Annotated in this window: 13 protein-coding genes; 8 read left to right on the top strand and 5 right to left on the bottom strand. The window is 57.9% G+C overall.

The window, feature by feature from the left end; all coding sequences use genetic code 11:
- Positions 1 to 3,747, bottom strand: coding sequence for an efflux RND transporter permease subunit (locus tag IMCC12053_RS01320; RefSeq protein ID WP_082389001.1), 3,747 nt, complete (start codon positions 3,745 to 3,747; stop codon positions 1 to 3).
- Positions 3,747 to 4,880 carry an efflux RND transporter periplasmic adaptor subunit gene (locus IMCC12053_RS01325; protein ID WP_062214983.1) on the bottom strand — a complete coding sequence of 378 codons (1,134 nt, stop codon included), beginning with the start codon at positions 4,878 to 4,880 and terminating at the stop codon, positions 3,747 to 3,749. The genes IMCC12053_RS01320 and IMCC12053_RS01325 overlap by 1 nt, the downstream gene beginning before the upstream one ends.
- Positions 4,881 to 5,339: 459 nt before the next feature.
- On the opposite strand from IMCC12053_RS01325, the gene IMCC12053_RS01330 reads away from it, so the two are divergent.
- From IMCC12053_RS01330 to der, 3 genes are all read left to right on the top strand, one after another.
- Positions 5,340 to 6,002, top strand: coding sequence for a hypothetical protein (locus tag IMCC12053_RS01330; RefSeq protein ID WP_074906199.1), 663 nt, complete (start codon positions 5,340 to 5,342; stop codon positions 6,000 to 6,002).
- 92 nt (positions 6,003 to 6,094) lie between these two features.
- Positions 6,095 to 7,429: a PQQ-like beta-propeller repeat protein gene (locus tag IMCC12053_RS01335; RefSeq protein ID WP_062214988.1), complete on the top strand. Its 1,335-nt coding sequence runs from the start codon at positions 6,095 to 6,097 to the stop codon at positions 7,427 to 7,429.
- Between the two features lie 137 nt (positions 7,430 to 7,566).
- Positions 7,567 to 9,054: a ribosome biogenesis GTPase Der gene (gene der, locus IMCC12053_RS01340; protein ID WP_062214990.1), complete on the top strand. Its 1,488-nt coding sequence runs from the start codon at positions 7,567 to 7,569 to the stop codon at positions 9,052 to 9,054.
- 87 nt (positions 9,055 to 9,141) lie between these two features.
- On the opposite strand, the gene xth is transcribed toward der, so the two are convergent.
- Both xth and IMCC12053_RS01350 read right to left on the bottom strand, forming a co-directional pair.
- Entirely contained in the window at positions 9,142 to 9,972 is an 831-nt protein-coding gene (gene xth, locus IMCC12053_RS01345; protein WP_062214992.1) for an exodeoxyribonuclease III, read from the bottom strand.
- 36 nt (positions 9,973 to 10,008) lie between these two features.
- On the bottom strand, positions 10,009 to 11,208 hold the full coding sequence (locus IMCC12053_RS01350) for a BaiN/RdsA family NAD(P)/FAD-dependent oxidoreductase (protein ID WP_062214994.1): 1,200 nt from the start codon (positions 11,206 to 11,208) through the stop codon (positions 10,009 to 10,011).
- A 119-nt stretch (positions 11,209 to 11,327) separates the two neighbouring features.
- Here IMCC12053_RS01350 and IMCC12053_RS01355 point away from each other — a divergent pair, with 119 nt between their 5' ends.
- Both IMCC12053_RS01355 and IMCC12053_RS01360 read left to right on the top strand, forming a co-directional pair.
- Positions 11,328 to 11,741, top strand: a complete 414-nt coding sequence (locus IMCC12053_RS01355; protein ID WP_062214996.1) for a hypothetical protein — start codon at positions 11,328 to 11,330, stop codon at positions 11,739 to 11,741.
- Complete coding sequence (locus tag IMCC12053_RS01360) at positions 11,742 to 12,299, top strand: Hint domain-containing protein (RefSeq protein WP_082389002.1); 558 nt, start codon at positions 11,742 to 11,744, stop codon at positions 12,297 to 12,299.
- A gap of 18 nt (positions 12,300 to 12,317) precedes the next feature.
- Here IMCC12053_RS01360 and IMCC12053_RS01365 read toward each other — a convergent pair whose 3' ends face one another.
- Positions 12,318 to 12,650, bottom strand: a complete 333-nt coding sequence (locus IMCC12053_RS01365; RefSeq protein ID WP_062215000.1) for a HesB/IscA family protein — start codon at positions 12,648 to 12,650, stop codon at positions 12,318 to 12,320.
- Between the two features lie 182 nt (positions 12,651 to 12,832).
- On the opposite strand from IMCC12053_RS01365, the gene IMCC12053_RS01370 reads away from it, so the two are divergent.
- From IMCC12053_RS01370 to IMCC12053_RS01380, 3 genes are read left to right on the top strand one after another with little or no spacing between them, the layout of a single operon-like run.
- Complete coding sequence (locus IMCC12053_RS01370; RefSeq protein WP_062215003.1) at positions 12,833 to 14,020, top strand: deoxyguanosinetriphosphate triphosphohydrolase; 1,188 nt, start codon at positions 12,833 to 12,835, stop codon at positions 14,018 to 14,020.
- Positions 14,021 to 14,029: 9 nt separating this feature from the next.
- Positions 14,030 to 14,980 (top strand): aldo/keto reductase, encoded by a 951-nt coding sequence (locus IMCC12053_RS01375; RefSeq protein WP_062215005.1) that lies wholly within the window; start codon positions 14,030 to 14,032, stop codon positions 14,978 to 14,980.
- A gap of 26 nt (positions 14,981 to 15,006) precedes the next feature.
- On the top strand, positions 15,007 to 16,980 hold the full coding sequence (locus IMCC12053_RS01380) for a cation:proton antiporter (protein WP_062215007.1): 1,974 nt from the start codon (positions 15,007 to 15,009) through the stop codon (positions 16,978 to 16,980).
- Positions 16,981 to 17,044 lie beyond the last annotated feature (64 nt).

Consider the following 17,044-nt stretch of genomic DNA (forward strand, 5'->3'; position numbering starts at 1 on the left):
TCATTCGGCGGCTTTGATATCGGGGGACGGTGTGTTGTCCTTTGAGACTTTCGACGCCTTGCTTTGCGCGCGTGCACGTTTGCGCAGCTCGGCCGTAGAGGTGGCCGCGATATCCGCGTTTGCTTGTTCGACATGCGGCGCAGGGGTGATATCTGCGGGCATCTCGGGCGCGTAGTCTGGGCTGCCCCATGCGTTTGCCCCTGTGGTCCAAACGAACTCGGGGTTGAGCGTGCGGCGGGCTTCGCGGTGCAAACGGTAGTCCGTTGCGGTGCGCGACCGTGCGCCAACAAGATTGGCTACGGTCATCACGATGCGGTGGACAATGACACGCGCCCAAACCCGAAGTGCGAGCATCGCCGGGGTAAAGATCAGCGTCAAAATCGTTGCAATCCCGAGGCCAAACACCACAGCCGTGGCCAAGTTGGTCCAGAATTCCGCAGTGGGCGAGTTGATCGAATAGCCGCCGTTGATGAAGTCGAGCGAAAGCGCGAACATCATTGGTGCCAGACCCGCCATTGTGGTGATGGTGGTCAAAAGGACGGGACGAATACGGTCCTCTGCGGTGCGAATGATCGCCTCGATCTTGGGCATGTAGCGCGAGTATTCTTGGTAGGTGTCGATCAGAACGATGTTGTTGTTCACCACGATCCCCGCAAGCGCCACAATACCTGTGCCCGTCATAATCATACCAAACGCCATGTCGCGCACGAGCAAGCCGATGAGAACACCCGCCGTTGACATAACAACGGCCAAGAGCACGAGAACAGAGTTGTAGATACTGTTGAACTGCGCCAGCAAGATGATGAACATCAACGCCAAAGCGGCGGCAAAGGCTTTGCCAAGGAAGGCGCCTGTTTCGCGCTGTTCCTCATCGTCTCCGGTCCATTCCCACGAAATACTGGCGGGCAATCCGGCCTCGGTGGTGAGCCACTCGGTGAGGGTGTCCACGCGTTCGGTCGGGGTGATTGCAATCCCGTCATCGGTTTTGAGGTCGGCTTCGACGCCCGCTTTTACGTCATAATAGCGCTTTTGATCGGCACGATCGATCTGGGCGAGTTTTGCAACGGGTTCGCGGGTGATGAAGTTGGCAAGCGGGACAAGCCCGTCTTGGGTGCGCACCTTGAGCGTATCAAGGGTCGACAGCACGCGGTACTCTTCGGGGAAGCGAACACGGATTTCGATTTCCTCATCCGAGCTATCCACGCGCATGGTATCGAGCATGATCCCGCGTGTGATCAACTGGATCATTCCGCCAACCGTTGCCACATCCGCGCCAAAACGTCCGGCTTTCTCGACATCGACGTCGATCTGCCAATCAATGCCGGGGAGGGGGCGGGTGTCCTCAATATCGGTCAACCCGCGCATGTCCTCGTATTTGGCGCGCACAATTTCGGTGGCGCGTGCGAGATCGTCGCTGTTGTCGCCTTTGAGGCGCAAGTGGACCGGCTTGGCCGATGCTGGCCCCATGCCGAGGTTCAAAATTTCCGCGTAGATTCCCGGAATGGCGTTGAGCCGCTCTTGGAGTTCGGCAATCACCACATCGCCGTCATAGTCGGGGGCGACATGGGTGTTTTCCCACGGGATAAAGCCAAGCAGTTTGGTCGATTTCGTCTCGTCAGGGCGATCTTCCCATGGGATCAATTCAACCTGAATTTGGCCAATGGTGTCGGATGGACCTGCCGCCCCGCCCGTGTTGGCGTTCAACCCACCTTCGCCCGCAAAGGCAAAGGCATTGTCGACGCCGCGCTGTGTCAGCACAATTTGTTCGGCCTGAGCCACAAGCGCGTCTTTTTCGGCCAGCGACAGGTTGCCGCGTGCGCGCACGTAGACGATTGCCTGTTCTGGCTCGGAGGCGGAGAAGAACTCCATACCGGCGTTGTTTTTACCGTAGTAGCCAAAGACACTCACAACCGAGACAACGACTGCAATAATGGTCACAACCGGCATGACGGGATTGCCCGCGATGGCCCATGTAAACCACCCAAACGCTGTGCGTTTGTAGCCGCTATCGACTTTCTTTTTGGTGCGTTCAATGCGTGCCGCAGAGAGCGTAATGCCAAAGAGCGACGATCCGATCAGGAACAAGACCGGACCAAGATAGCCCGCCCATGCGCCACTGGGTGCCGTGTTGCCAAACAGATAGCCCGCGTTCAGCGTTTGCATCATCGCGATGAACACCAGATAGGCCGCAGGGATGACCAAAAGGAAACGCACCCAATACGGCGTGGTGCGGCGCAAGCCTGCCGAAAAACGGTCAAACACGCGCGCAATGCGGCCAGAGACGCCGCCCATAACGGGCAGGTAGACCAACGCCACGATGAGAGACGCGGAGAGAACAAAGATGATGGTGACGGGCAGCATGCCCATGAACTCACCTGCAACACCCGGCCAGAACAGCATGGGCAAAAAGGCGCATAGGGTTGTCGCGGTGGAGGACACAATCGGCCAGAACATGCGTTTGGCCGCTTCGACAAAGGCCGCCATCGGGCCTTCGCCTTCGTCCATTTTGCGGTCGGCAAATTCAACCACCACAATCGCACCGTCCACAAGCATCCCCACGGCCAAAATCAGACCAAACATCACGATGTTGGAAATGGTGATGCCCATGATCCCGAGCAGGATAAAGCACAACAAGAATGAGGTCGGAATGGCAAAGCCCACAAGCAACGCAGAGCGAATACCAAGCGAGGCCAGAACCACAATCATCACGAGCGCAATCGCGGTCATCACCGCACCCTCAAGCTGGCTCACCATTGAGGCCACTTGGCGTGACTGGTCATTGGACGTGCCGACATTGATCACCTGACGCAATTCCTCGGGCCATGAGGCCACTTCGGCGGCCACTTCGGCCTTGATCAGATCAACGGTGTCGATGATGGGGAAGCCTTTGCGTTTGACAACTTGTAGCGCCACGGTGGTCTCACCGTTAAAGCGCGCGGTGCCCGCACGGTCCTCAAAGGTCAGGCGAATGTCCGCCAGATCGCCAAGGGTGATGACGCGGTCGCCATTCACCTTGACCGGCAATTCCATGACATCGCTTTGATCGTTGAAGCTTGCGGGGATTTTGATCGCAAAGTTGCCTTGTGCGGTCTGCACTTCGCCGGCGGCCACGAGTTGGTTGTTGTTGGCAACAACGGAAATCAATTCTTGGGCCGTCACATTATAGGCTTCGAGGCGCAGTGGATCGATGGTCACTTCGACCATTTCATCGCGTTGCCCCGTGAGCTGTGCTTCCAAGATCGGTTCAAGCCCGTCCAAGCGGTCTTGGAGCTGTTTGGCGTAGCGCACCAGCGTGCGCTCTGGCACGGGGCCAGTGAGGTTGACGATCAGGATCGGGAATTCGGAAAAGTTGATTTCATTGATGGAATAGCTGTCCGCGCCTTGCGGAAACTTGGCCTCGACGCGGCCCATCCGGTCGCGCACATCCGCGATCACTTTGGTTTTGTCCCAACCAAACTCAAATTCCATGGCCAGACCGCCGTAGCCCTCTGCGGCGGTGCCTGACAGTTTTTTCAAACCGTCCAGATCGGACATTTCGGTTTCCATCGGCTCGACAAGCAGACGTTCGGCGTCCTCGGCAGAAATACCGGGGAAGGGGACGGAGACAAACAGGGCAGGGATCTCAATGTCGGGTTCACCCTCTTTGGGCAATCCGATGTAGGCGGCCGTACCCGCAATCAGCGTGAGTACGATAAAGGCCAGAATCATACGGGCGCGTTCACCGGCCCAATCGACGATACCAGTCATTAGTTGATCTCCTCGAAATGCGGCTCAACGGGCACGCCTGCGCGGACATACTCTTGTCCAACTGTGATAATATCGGCCCGCTCTGGCAGGCCCGCGACCCAAACGCCCTCACGGGTGTCGCGCAGCACCTGAATAGGCACAAAGGCCACCATTTGGGCGTCATCGACGATACGCACACCTAGGAGGCCCTCGTCATTGAGGGTCAGGGACGATTGTTTGACCAGATGTGCCGATTTGCCCTCGGAGCGGATGGCCATTTCAACGGTTTGTCCGTCACGGATGGCGAAATCACTGTTGGGGACTTCGATTTCAACGCGAAAGGTGCGTGTGGTCGGATCTGCGGAGCGCGACAGGAACGTCACGCGGCCCGTGATCTGTGTGCCTGTCAAAAGGCGCGCAGAGGCGAGTGTTCCGACTTCGATACGGTCCACTTCGGCCTCGGGGGCAAAGGCCACCAATTTCATTGGGTCGAGCTGAATAACGTTTGCACAGATCGATCCGGCTTGCATCAACGTGCCAAGCTCGGCTGTGTCACTTTCCAACAAGCCCGCAAACGGCGCCTCAATTGTCAGGTTCGCGATATCTTGTTCGGTTTGGGCCAGTGCTGCGCGGGCGCGCTCTAGGCCCGCTTCGGCGGTCAGGATGTTGGTTTCAGCGGCGTAGCCACCTTTGGCCAGTTTTTGCGCGTTGCTAAGGCCCACTTCGGCCTCTGCGACTGCCGCTTTGGCCTGTGCCAAAGACGATGCACGCACGCCGACGTCGAGTTGACACATCACCTGACCCTCTTCGACATAGGAGCCTTTGCGCAACGGGGCCGAGACAACACGTCCCGATGTTTCAGCCGACACATTGACGGAGCGCGCTGCTTGCGTCTCTCCGCGCAAAATCACGGCACTGTCGAGAACTTCGGCGACAGAATGCTCCGCGACCACTTTGACCACAGGCTTGTCGGTGACGTCACGATTGGCGGGTGGGGCCATGGCGTTAACATCGGCCTGCTCTTGGGTGGCGTCTGTGGTTTCAACACTTGGTTGCGTACTGCCGGACATCTCGCCCAATGTGTCGCGTTGGAACACGAAGAAATACAGAGCAAAGCTTACGATAATGGCGATAAGGAGGGGGACGATGCGCATATGGGTCTCTTTAATTTATTTTGCCGAACGGCAACTGAGTGTCGGGGCGTCTCACTGGATCTCGCAATAAGGCGTTGGCATTGTGTAGCGTCAAGGTCTGTTAACATGATTAACATTGAAGCCAAGATGGTGTCGACCTGATGAAACCACAAGGGTTTTACAGTGTTGTAGTGTGTCTACGCTCTGCCTGCGGTGTTGGATTAACATTTCACAGGCAATAGCGCATTGAATGGACAGTTTTTGAGGCGTTTTTGGATCTTTTGAATGATCTTTTTCGAAAAGTAAACCGTTCTGTTCAGATTTCAAGCCGCATCTCACAGATTCATCCTATACAAAGGGGCTTTGATCTACGGATCAAGGGATCGCGATCTCCCACAATGTGCGTCCCCCCTTGGCATTCGTGCGCAGTTCGGGGTAAGAGTTTGGCCAAACGCAAACAGATAACGCAGCGGGGCGGCTTTGAGCAATACTGATAGCTTCATCGAAGAGGTGACCGAAGAGGTCAAACGCGACAAACTTTTTGCGATCTTCCGTAAATACGGGTGGATCGGCATTGTGGGCGTTGTCGCTCTTGTCGGCGGTGCCTCCTATAACGAATACGCCAAATCGAAAGCCCGTGTTCAGGCTGAAGCAGCGGGAGATGCGATCTCGGCGGCTTTGTCGGTCGAGGACACACAGGCGCGTGCAGATGCGCTGGCGGCGATTGATCTGACAGGCCAGCCGCGCATTGTGTCCGATATGATCCGTGCGGGTGAATTGCACGCGGTGGGCAATGTCGATGGTGCGGTGGCGACCCTCGCGCCTTATGTGGCGGATGCGACCCTTGCCCCTGTGTACCGCGATCTTGCGCTGCTCAAAACGGCAATGCTTGGCGCGTCCAAGATGGACCCTGAGGCACGTATTGAATTGCTCGCGGGCATTGCGTCACCCGGTGCGCCCTACCGTTTGTTGGCTGAAGAACAGATTGCCGTGGCCCAGATCGAGTCAGGTCAATTGGACGCCGCGATCGAGGGGCTAAGGGCCGTGGCTGAAGACGGCGAAGCAAGTCAGGCCTTGCGCCGTCGTGCCGTTCAGATGATTGTGGCGTTGGGTGGCGATCTTAACGCCGATACTGACGGCTAAAGCCGATTGATGAGTGTGGGCTGAAACCGGTCCAAAGCAAAGCGGGCACACCCGTTTTGTGGTAAACGACACAGACGAGGGAGAAGGCGCGCATGACCGTATTGGGTAAAACCGCAGTGAAAGCAGGACTGTTTGGTCTGGCGGTTGCGTTGTCGGCATGTGGTGCGGGCCGTGAGGTCATTTTGACGGGTGAACGCCTTGATCCGCGCAGTGGTGATCCGGTGGCCACATCGGACACAGCGGCGAATACATCCGCCCAAATCTCTCTTGGCAAACAGGTGTCGCGCGCGGCGTGGACGCACACAGGTGCGGGGCGCTTGCATGATGCAGGTCACAACGCCTTTACCGCCGGACAACCCGCCCTTGCGTGGACCACGCCCATCGGGACGGGAAACTCACGCAAGTTCCGGCTGACAACGGATCCTGTTGCCGCACAAGGCGTTGTCGTTACACTTGATGCCAAAGCAAACCTTACGGCCGTATCGGCGGTCACGGGCACACCGGTCTGGACGCGTGACCTCACACCTGTGGGCGAAAAGGCGGGGGAGGCCACCGGCGGCACGCTCGCCATCGACGGCTCCACACTTTATGCCACCACCGGCTACGGCGAACTGATCGCCGCTGATCTGGTGTCTGGCGGGATTAAATGGCGTCAACGGATCGACGCGGCAGGGGCCGCAGGTCTTACCGTCTATGATGGTCTGGCCTATGTGGTCGGTGCGGACAGCCGCGCATGGGCCGTCGAGACCGCAACGGGTCGCGTCAAATGGGAAATGGCAGGACCAGAAGCCATTACGTCACGCGTAGGGGCGGCATCGCCCGCAATTACCGACACGTTGGCGATTGTTCCCTTTGCGACTGGCGATTTGTTCGGCTCGTTTCGCAAAGGCGGCATGCGGTTGTGGTCTGCAAGCCTTGCAGGACAACGCAAAGGCTTTGTCTACGCGAAGTTCTCTGACATTACCGCCGATCCCGTTGTGATTGGCAAAACGGTCTACACCGGCAACCAAGCGGGTCGGTTCGGGGCGTTCAATGTTGACACAGGCGCGCGTCTTTGGACTGCAAATGAGGGGGCGTACAGCCCCGCAACTGTGATTGGCGGCGCGGTGTTTATCGTGACAGATCGCAATGAAATCGTACGGTTGGATGCCAAAACCGGCGCACGCGTCTGGGGTGTTCAATTGCCTCTTTATACCCAAGAGAAAGAGCGCAAGCGTAAGGGCGTGTTTGCCCACTACGGCCCTGTGGCCGCAGGTGGCCGCCTTTGGGTTGCCTCCTCTGACGGTGTCTTGCGCGGGTTTTCCCCTGACAGTGGCGCATTGAGCGCACAACTCGCGTTGCCCGCTGGCGCGTCCTCCGATCCGATCGTGGTGGGCGGTGTCATGTATCTGCTGCTTGATAATGGCGAGCTTGCCGCCCTCAAATAGGGGGATGCATACGACGACGCGGCGTACAAACAGGGCCAAAACGCGATTAGGCTTTACGGCCCCCCGCGTCTCGGTGTATCGCCACCGCTTGAACGCCGCGCCTTCGCGTGGCCGCTGGATTTAACGGGAGTTATCCCATGAGTTTTTCACTCGCCATCGTCGGACGTCCCAATGTGGGCAAATCGACCCTATTTAACCGCCTCGTGGGGCGCCGTCTTGCCTTGGTCGATGACCAACCGGGTGTGACGCGCGATCTGCGCGAGGGCGAGGCCAAGCTGATCGATCTTCGCTTTACCGTGATCGACACGGCGGGCCTCGAGGAGGCGACCGACGAGAGCCTTCAGGGCCGGATGCGCAAACTGACCGAGCGGGCCGTGGATATGGCCGATGTGTGCCTGTTCATGATTGACGCCCGTGCGGGGATTTTGCCCGCCGACGAAGTGTTCGCCGAAATTCTGCGCAAACGCGCCAAGCACGTGATCCTCGCCGCCAACAAGGCCGAGGGACACGCAGGCGAGGGTGGGTTCCTTGAGGCCTATTCGCTTGGCCTTGGCGAGCCGATGCGCATTTCAGCCGAGCACGGCGAGGGTATGGGCGAGCTCTATGATATCTTGCGCCCGCTTGCGGATGGTTATGACGAGCGCGCCCAAGCCGAGGCGCCCGAGGTCGACGTTGAGCTGACCGAAGAAGAGCAGGAATTGGGCGAAGAGGCCGGTGTGTCTCGCGATTTCACCGCCGAAAAGCCGCTACAAATTTGTGTGGTTGGTCGTCCGAATGCGGGCAAATCCACGCTGATTAACAAGCTGTTGGGCGAAGAGCGTCTGTTGACCGGCCCCGAGGCAGGGATCACGCGCGACAGTATTTCGGTTACGATGAACTGGAACAACACGCCTGTGCGGGTGTTCGATACGGCGGGTATGCGCAAAAAGGCCAAGGTGCAGGAAAAGCTCGAAAAGCTCTCCGTTGCTGATGGTCTGCGTGCGGTGAAATTCGCCGAAGTTGTGGTGGTTCTGCTCGACGTCTCGATCCCGTTTGAACAGCAAGATTTACGCATCGCCGATCTGGCCGAACGCGAAGGCCGCGCTGTGGTCATTGCCGTGAACAAATGGGACGAAGAGACCGATAAGTCCAACAAAGCCAAAGAGTTGCGCGAAGAGTTTACACGTCTTTTGCCACAGCTGCGCGGCGCACAATTGGTCACGGTGTCGGCCAAAACCGGCAAGAACCTTGATAAGCTGGAAGAGGCGATTTTATACGCGCACCAAGTGTGGAACCGCCGCGTGCCGACCGCCAAGCTCAACACATGGCTCTCGGCCATGACCGAGGCACACCCGCCCCCCGCACCGGGCGGTCGCCGCATCAAATTGCGGTATATGACCCAAGTGAAAGCCCGCCCGCCACAGTTCGTGGTGATGTGTAGCCATCCCGATGAATTGAACGCGTCCTATAAACGCTATCTCGTCAACGGGTTGCGCGCGGATTTTGACATGCCCGGCACGCCGATCCGTCTATTTTTCCGCAGTCAAGCGGATAAAAACCCGTTCAAGAACAAGACGAAATCCGTGCCCTCGCGGTTGCGCAAACACCTTGGCAAAGGGCGCGCGGACGAAAAGAAAAAGTGGTAGCGGCCCACGCGCCCCACATCTTTTATCCATAGAAAATGGCGCGCAGGATTTCTCCCGCGCGCCATTTTGTTTGATCCGGTCGTGGTGTTAGATATCGAGGGTGACCCAGATCGGCACATGGTCCGAGGGTTTGGTTTTCGCCCGCGTGAACACGTCGATTTGACAGTCTGTGAGGCAATCGGCGGCTTGTGGTGATAGTAAAAAGTGGTCGATGCGGATACCATCGTTGCGATCAAACGCGCCCGCTTGGTAGTCCCAAAAGGTATAGACCTCGGGCGCGGAGGTGGTGGCGCGCAAAGCATCGGTAAAGCCAAGCGCCATCAAACTGCGAAACGCCGCGCGGCTTTGTGGGCGAAACAGCGCATCCTCGCGCCATGCATCGGGGCGTTTTGCGTCTTCGGCCTGTGGGATGAGGTTGAAATCCCCCGCCATCAAAAACGGCTGCTCCAACGCCATTAACGCCCGCGCACGCTCTTCCAATCGGGCGAACCATTTTAGTTTGAAATCGTATTTCGATCCTTCAATGGGGGTGCCATCTGGGTTGAGATCAACAGGGTTGCCGTTGGGCAGGTACAGCCCGCAAACACGAACGGAATTGCGCGCGCCCATCACCGTGGCTTCGATATAGCGCGCCTCAATATCGTCGGCCCCCTCGCGTCCCATGCCCGCCGCATCGGGCAAGCCACGGGTGATATCCTCAAGCGGTAGTTTGGATAGGATCGCCACGCCGTTGAACGACTTTTGTCCATGGGTTTCAACGATATAGCCCATGTCCTCAAAGTGTTCGCGCGGGAAATTCTCGTCGACGGATTTGATCTCTTGGAGCACCACAACATCCGGCTCGGCCTCGGTGAGCCAATCGGTGAGCGCGTCCATGCGGGCTTTGATCCCGTTGATGTTGAAGCTGGCGATTTTCATATGAGGCTCCCGTTGATTTGCCCCTTTGTAGGGGGCTTAGCGAGAGGCCGCAATGGCGCGGCCACACGCAGCCGCAGATGACCACGCCCATTGGAAATTGTAGCCGCCAAGCCACCCCGTGACATCGACCACTTCGCCGATGAAATACAGCCCCCGAACCGCCTTGGCCTCCATCGTGGCTGACGAGAGCGCATCGGTGTCGACGCCGCCAAGCGTGACTTCGGCTGTGCGGTAGCCCTCTGACCCCACAGGGCGCAATTCCATGGCGTGGAGCGCATCGGCGATCGCGGTGAGTGCCTTGTCGGAGTGATCCGCGAGATTGCCCGATAGGCCCAGACGCTCGGCCAATGTGTTGGCCAGTTTGGTGGGAAAGATCGTGCCAAGCCCCGTGTGCATCTGGCGGCGACCGTTCTCGCTACGTGCGGCTTTCAGAGCGCCAAAAATATCGCGGTTGGGTGATAGGTTCACGGTGATCGGATCTCCGTCACGCCAATAACTCGACACCTGCAAAATCGACGGTCCCGAAAGGCCGCGATGCGTAAACAACAATGCCTCGTCAAACGCCGTGCCATTTGCTGTCACCCGCGCGTCTAGGGCGGTGCCCGATAGAGGCGTGATCCATTCAAGTTCTTGCGGCGCGAATGTGAGCGGCACGAGGGCAGGGCGGGTGTCGGTCAGGGCCAGTCCGAATTGTTCCGCGATCTGGTAGCCGATGCCGGTCGCCCCCATTTTGGGAATGGATTTGCCGCCCGTGGCGACGACCAGATTGCGGGTGGTGACGGCGCGGCCCGAGAGGGTCAAATGAAACGTATCCCCGTCATGGCGCACCGCGTCGATTGTGGTGCCAAGGGCGATATCGGCCCCGCGCGCCTCGGCCAAAAGCATGTCGATGATGGCTTGCGATTTGCCATCGCAAAACAACTGGCCAAGGGTCTTTTCGTGGTAGGTGATCCCATGCGACACGCATAGATCGATGAAATCCCATTGTGTGTAGCGCGCGAGGGCTGATTTTGAGAAGTGTTTGTTTGCGCTTATGAAATTATCGGAGCTTGCGTACATATTGGTGAAATTGCACCGCCCGCCGCCCGATATGCGCACCTTATCTGCCGCGCGTTTGGCGTGATCGACCACAAGCACCTTTGCCCCCGTCTGGGCGGCAAATTTGGCGCAAAACAACCCCGCCGCCCCCGCGCCGAGAATGATGGTGTCATAGGAGGATGCAAAGGACTGGATCATAGCGCGTTAGTGCCGCGATATCGCCCTAAAAACAAGGTGAATTAAGCGAAATGCCCGCGCGATTTAAATGTGCATTAACATCGAAGCATTAATGTCCACTCAAACAGGTGGGTGCGGCTATGGCCATTTTTCTAGTTTGGGAATTGAGTGACCTGACGCAAGTGGGGTCGGGCTTTTCGGTCAATACCGGAGCCACCCCCGAGCTTGTCCATGTGGTTGATGAGGATGCGTTTCTTGAAAACACCGATAGCACGCAAACACTTGAGACCGCGCAAACGTTAAACGGCTCCTCCTATGCAACAAATTCAGCAGTATTTGTTGAAGATTCATATGTTATGCGCCCCGCGGGCGGACCGACTGATGGATCACAAGATTTCACAATCTTTCTGTTGCATGTCGGGGGCGATTGGGTTGGGGCGGCCTCAACTGCACCTCTCGTTGAGGGCGCGTCATATACCTATGTTGGCAGTGCAAACACTAATCCCAGTGTGGCCTATGCGGATTTGCATGTGTGCTTTCAAGCTGGCACGTAGATCTCGACGCCACAGGGGCCGTGTGCGGTGGAATACTTGCGTATCGGTGACGTGATTTGCACGCGCGATAATGGTCCGCAACCGATTGTTTGGGCGGGACTTAGTGATGTCTGTGGCATCGGGCGCGCCGCCCCGATTTGGTTCGGCCCGCGCGCAATGGCGGTACTCGGCGCACAGGGTGCGCCGCCGCTCAGTGTCAGTCCACAACATCGCATGCTGGTCCGTGATGCGTGTGGGGCCGAGGTGCTTGTCCCTGCAAAGGCGCTCGTCGGGTGGGAAGATGTCGTTCAACGGCCCGTTTCGAATGTGAGATATGTCCACATCATGGTGCACGAACACGCGTTGCTCACCGCCAATGGCGTGATCTGTGAAAGCTTCAATCCAGGTCCAATGGCGCTCAATGCCTTATCCTTCATGAACCGGATCAAGATATTGCGCATGCATCCGCACGCGATGACGCGCCGCGTCTACAAAGATGTGCGTCCTATGATTGGTGCCGCAAAGTGGCGGCGCACCGTGACGCATCACCGCACGCTTATCGCTGTTGGGTCAAAATAGTATCGGCGTGCGCACCACTTACATCGAAAACGAGGTGCCACAGCCACATGAGGCGGTGGCGTTCGGGTTCTCGATCACGAACCGCGCGCCTATCAACTCCTCGCTGAAATCAATGACTGCGTTCTCCAAGAACGGCAGTGACACGGGGTCGACCACAACCATAGCGCCGTCTCCCTCAAGGCGCACATCGTCGCCCGTGGGGGCGTCCAACGTGATCTCGTACTGAAACCCTGAACACCCGCCGCCCTCTACGGCGACACGCAACGCTTTGTCCTCTCCCGAGGCCGCGTTAATCTCGGATATGCGGGCAAAGGCGCGGGGTGTGACGGTGGGCGGAAGCGTGAGGGCCATGATGCGTCTCTTTATCAATACGTTTCGGTCATTTGCGCGATGTTTTGCGCAACCTTTTGCGCCATGTGTTTGTCGCGCGGTGTTGCATCGAATATAGGGATACAAAGGACCGCCGACAAGGTGGCCAAACGGGACTGTGAAGGTGGGCGCATCAGCGCCACCTCAAAAGGGGAATTGGGCAGATGTTGAAATCTTATGCGAGCCAACCGTTCGAGACACGCGGGCGGTTGTTTGACGAAAAGCTATCGACCTTTCGTTCGCCCTTTCAACGCGACCGCGACCGGATCATTCACTCATCGGCGTTTCGCCGTCTCAAGCATAAAACCCAAGTGTTCGTGGAACACGAGGGCGATTATTACCGCACCCGACTGACCCATTCAATTGAGGTCGCTCAGGTGGCGCGCACCATTGCAGGGGCTTTGGGGCTCAATGAGGGCTTGGCGGAGGCCATCGCTTTGGCTCATGATTTGGGCCATTCGCCGTTCGGGCACACGGGCGAAGATGCGCTTGAGGATCTCATGGCGCCTTATGGCGGGTTTGATCACAATGCGCAGGCACTTCGGATCGTGACGAAGTTGGAAAAACACTATGCGGATTTTGATGGGCTTAATCTGACATGGGAAAGCCTTGAGGGGATCGCAAAACACAACGGGCCAATTACCGGTCCGTATGCCGACCCCAAACGCCATCCCGAGGGGCATGCGCTGTCCTATGCGCTCAAAGAGGTCAATGATCAGTTCGATCTGGAATTGCACACTTTTGCCAGTGCGGAGGCACAAGTGGCCGCAATTGCCGATGATGTTGCGTATAACCATCACGACTTGCATGACGGGTTGCGTGCGGGTCTGTTTACGGCTGATGATTTGATCGAATTGCCACTCACGGATCGCGCCTACGCAGATGTGGATGCGACTTATCCCGACCTTGAGGCCACGCGGCGCGATCACGAGGCGTTGCGGCGTATTTTTGGCTATATGGTTGAGGATGTGATTACGATTGCGACCAATCGTTTGGACAGTGCGCGCCCCGAAACCGCGCAGGATATCCGTGATCTGGACCGGACGATCATTCGGTTTTCAAAGCCGTTCTTTCAAAACTTGAAAGTGATTAAATCGTTCTTGTTCAAGCGGATGTACCGCGCTCCTTCAGTCGTGGTCGAGCGCGAGCGTGTCACGGTCATGGTCAATACGTTGTTCCCGCTGTTCATGGCAAAGCCTGCGCTTTTGCCACCCGAGTGGCGTGATGAAATTGATGCGGCACGAGATGACACCCAGTTGGCACGAATTGTACTTGATTACGTGGCTGGGATGACCGACCGTTTCGCGATTCAAGAATTTGAACGCCTGTGCGCAACCCCGCGCGAGATATAGGACCTGAACATGACAAACCGCATGATTGGCACGACAGGCGTAGCCCTCACACCCTTGGGATTTGGCACGTCTGGTTTGGGCGATATGCCTGACACCTATGGCTATAGCGTCGATGCGGATCGTGCTGCCGCGACCCTGCGCGCGATTTTCGACGGGCCGGCGCGGTTGATCGACACCTCGAACAATTACGGCGCGGGGCGCTCAGAGGCGCGGGTGGGGGCAGTGATCAAATCGGACGGCTTGCCCGCCGGTATGACGCTTTCGACCAAATTGGACCGCGATCCAGACACGGGACGCTTTGACGCCGCGCGCGCGTGGGCCTCGTTGGAGGAAAGCTGTGCACGTCTTGGTGTGAGCCAAATTCCGCTGTTGTTTTTGCACGACCCTGAACATGCCCGCGATTTGGACGAGGTTGAGGGCGCGTTGGACGCGTTATTCGAGATGAAAGAGGCGGGGCGCGCAAAGGCGGTGGGTTTGGCCATGGGGCGGCTCGATATTATGGAGCCGATGCTCAAATCACGGCCATTTGACGCGCTGATTTCGCATAACCGCTTTACGCTGTTGAACCGGTCCGCCTCTGCGATGTTCGATTATGCCGCAGATGCGGGGATCGCCGTGATCAATGCCGCACCGTTTGCGGGCGGGGTTTTGGCCAAAGGGGCCGACGAAATGCCGCGTGTCACGTACCAAGAGGCAACTGAGGAAACCCTAGCGCCCGTGCGCCGCATTGAGGCGCTTTGTGCGCGCCACGGCGTGGCTACGGGCGCGGTGGCCTTGCAATTTTCCATGCGTGATCCGCGTGTAAGCACAACATTGTTTGGCGTGTCCAAACCCGAGCGGGTTGCACAAGCGATTGGCTGGGCGCAAATGGAGATCCCGACAGCACTTTGGGATGAATTGGCTGAATTCCCATTCGAATCCGCCGATCCCGAAGCAAACCGAGAGTATAAAGCCGGCTAGTCCGGCACGTAAAAGGTGATTTAACGATGTCAATTGAAGCAGTTACAGGCCTCGCGCCCGTCGAAGCATTTGCCCTTGTCGGTGTGTTGGGTGTGGGGGCGCAGTGGGTGGCGTGGCGTCTGCATTTGCCTGCGATTGTGGTGATGCTCGCCGTTGGCCTGTTGGTGGGGCCGGTGTTCGGACTGTTCAATCCCGCACGTGACATTGGTGATATGGTCCAACCGCTCATCTCGATGGCGGTTGCTGTGATCTTGTTCGAGGGTGGTCTGACACTTGATCTGCACAAGCTTGGTGATGCCAAAAAAGGTGTGATGCGGCTTGTCTTTATCGGTGCGCCTCTTGGTTGGTTTTCATCCGCACTGGCACTGCACTATGGCGCGGGGCTTGGGTGGGAGGCGTCCACGGTCTTCGGCGGCATTATGGTTGTGACAGGGCCGACTGTGATTGCGCCGCTGTTGCGCACCGCTAAACTTTCGCGCCGCCCCGCCAATCTGTTGCAATGGGAAGCCATCGTGAACGATCCTGTTGGGGCGTTGGCGGCGGTGCTTGCCTTCGAATTTGTGTTGGTCGGACGCGAGGCGGAAAGCTTTGGCGGTGCTCTGGTCGAATTGGGTGTTGGCATTTCGGTGGCAATGGTTGTCGGACTGGTCGCAGGTTTGGGGATTTCGCGCGCGTTTCGCGAGGCGTGGGTGCCCGAATATATGAAGGTGCCTGTGCTCTTCGTCACCATGTTGGCCGCGTTTGCCTTGCCCGATATGATGCTGCACGAAAGTGGGCTTTTGGCCGTGACCGTCATGGGGCTGGTGATTGCCAATGCCGATTTGCCCTCATTTGAGGAGCTGCGCCGGTTCAAAGAACACGCAACCATCCTACTGGTGTCGGGTGTGTTTATCTTGCTTGCGGCCTCGCTCGATTTCGCGTCTCTTTCGACGCTGACGTGGCGCGCGGGTCTGTTTGTGGCCTTGGTCATTTTGCTCGCACGTCCGCTTACCGTTCTGATATCACTGGCGTTTTCTGGCTTGCCGCGCAATGAAAAGCTGTTGATTGCCTTTACGGGCCCGCGCGGTGTGGTTTTGGTTGCTGTCGCGGGTCTGTTTGGGGAGCGCTTGGCTGCGGCGGGTGTTGAGGACGGGGCTGTCATTGGTCCACTGGCCTTTATCCTTGTGTTGGCCACGGTTGTTTTGCACGGGTTCACGCTTGCGCCATTCGCGCGCTTTTTGGGGTTGGCGCAAAGCGGCACGCCGGGCGTCTTGTTCATTGGCGGGTCGCGGTTCACCACCGCCTTGGCCGAGGCCCTCAAAAAGGCCGAGGTGCCAGTGTTGATTGCCGATCCCAACCACGCACGCCTTGTGCGCCCACGCGCCACGGGTTTGCCGGTGTTTTACGGCGATGTGTTGTCTGAGGCGGCCGAGCATTCTCTTGAAATCCTCAGCTACAAAACCATCGTCGCGGCGACAGAAAATGACGCCTACAACACCCTTGTCGCTACGGATTTGGCGCCTGAGTTCGGACATGATCAAACGTGGCAGATTGCACGCCACCGCGCCGAACAGGCCCGCCACGCCTTGCCCACGCAACTGGGTGGACGGGCGTTTGGCGCAGGAAAGACCTTTCGCGAGTTGGAGGATTTGATCATAGGCGGGTGGCGTATTGCCATGACGGGCCTGACTGATGAATTCACGTTTGAGGATTGGAAAGCGGGGCGCACGGGGGCGCATTTGATCGGGTATGTGCCAGCGGACGGCTCGTTTAAGCGGGTCACACCCGACGATATCGAAGTGTTGTTCCCAAATCGGGCCGAGGCGCGCATCGAAGATCTGCCAGAAGAGCAGCGTGAAACGGCGCGCGAGGCATTGCGGCGGCGTCTGACCGATGCGCGCCGAAACAGCGCACGCGCCAAACTGGGCGCAGGTGTGCGTATTTTGGCGCTCGTCCCACCGGTGAGCGAGACAGAAGAGGCGGTCGTTGAGGCCGCAAAATCCAAAGGGCCGCACGCATAGGCGCGGGGGGATCGCGCGGTGATCTCCCCCTTGACCGTTGACGATTTCGCCCACCATGTTAAAC

This window comes from Celeribacter marinus (genome assembly GCF_001308265.1).
Lineage (GTDB): Bacteria > Pseudomonadota > Alphaproteobacteria > Rhodobacterales > Rhodobacteraceae > Celeribacter > Celeribacter marinus.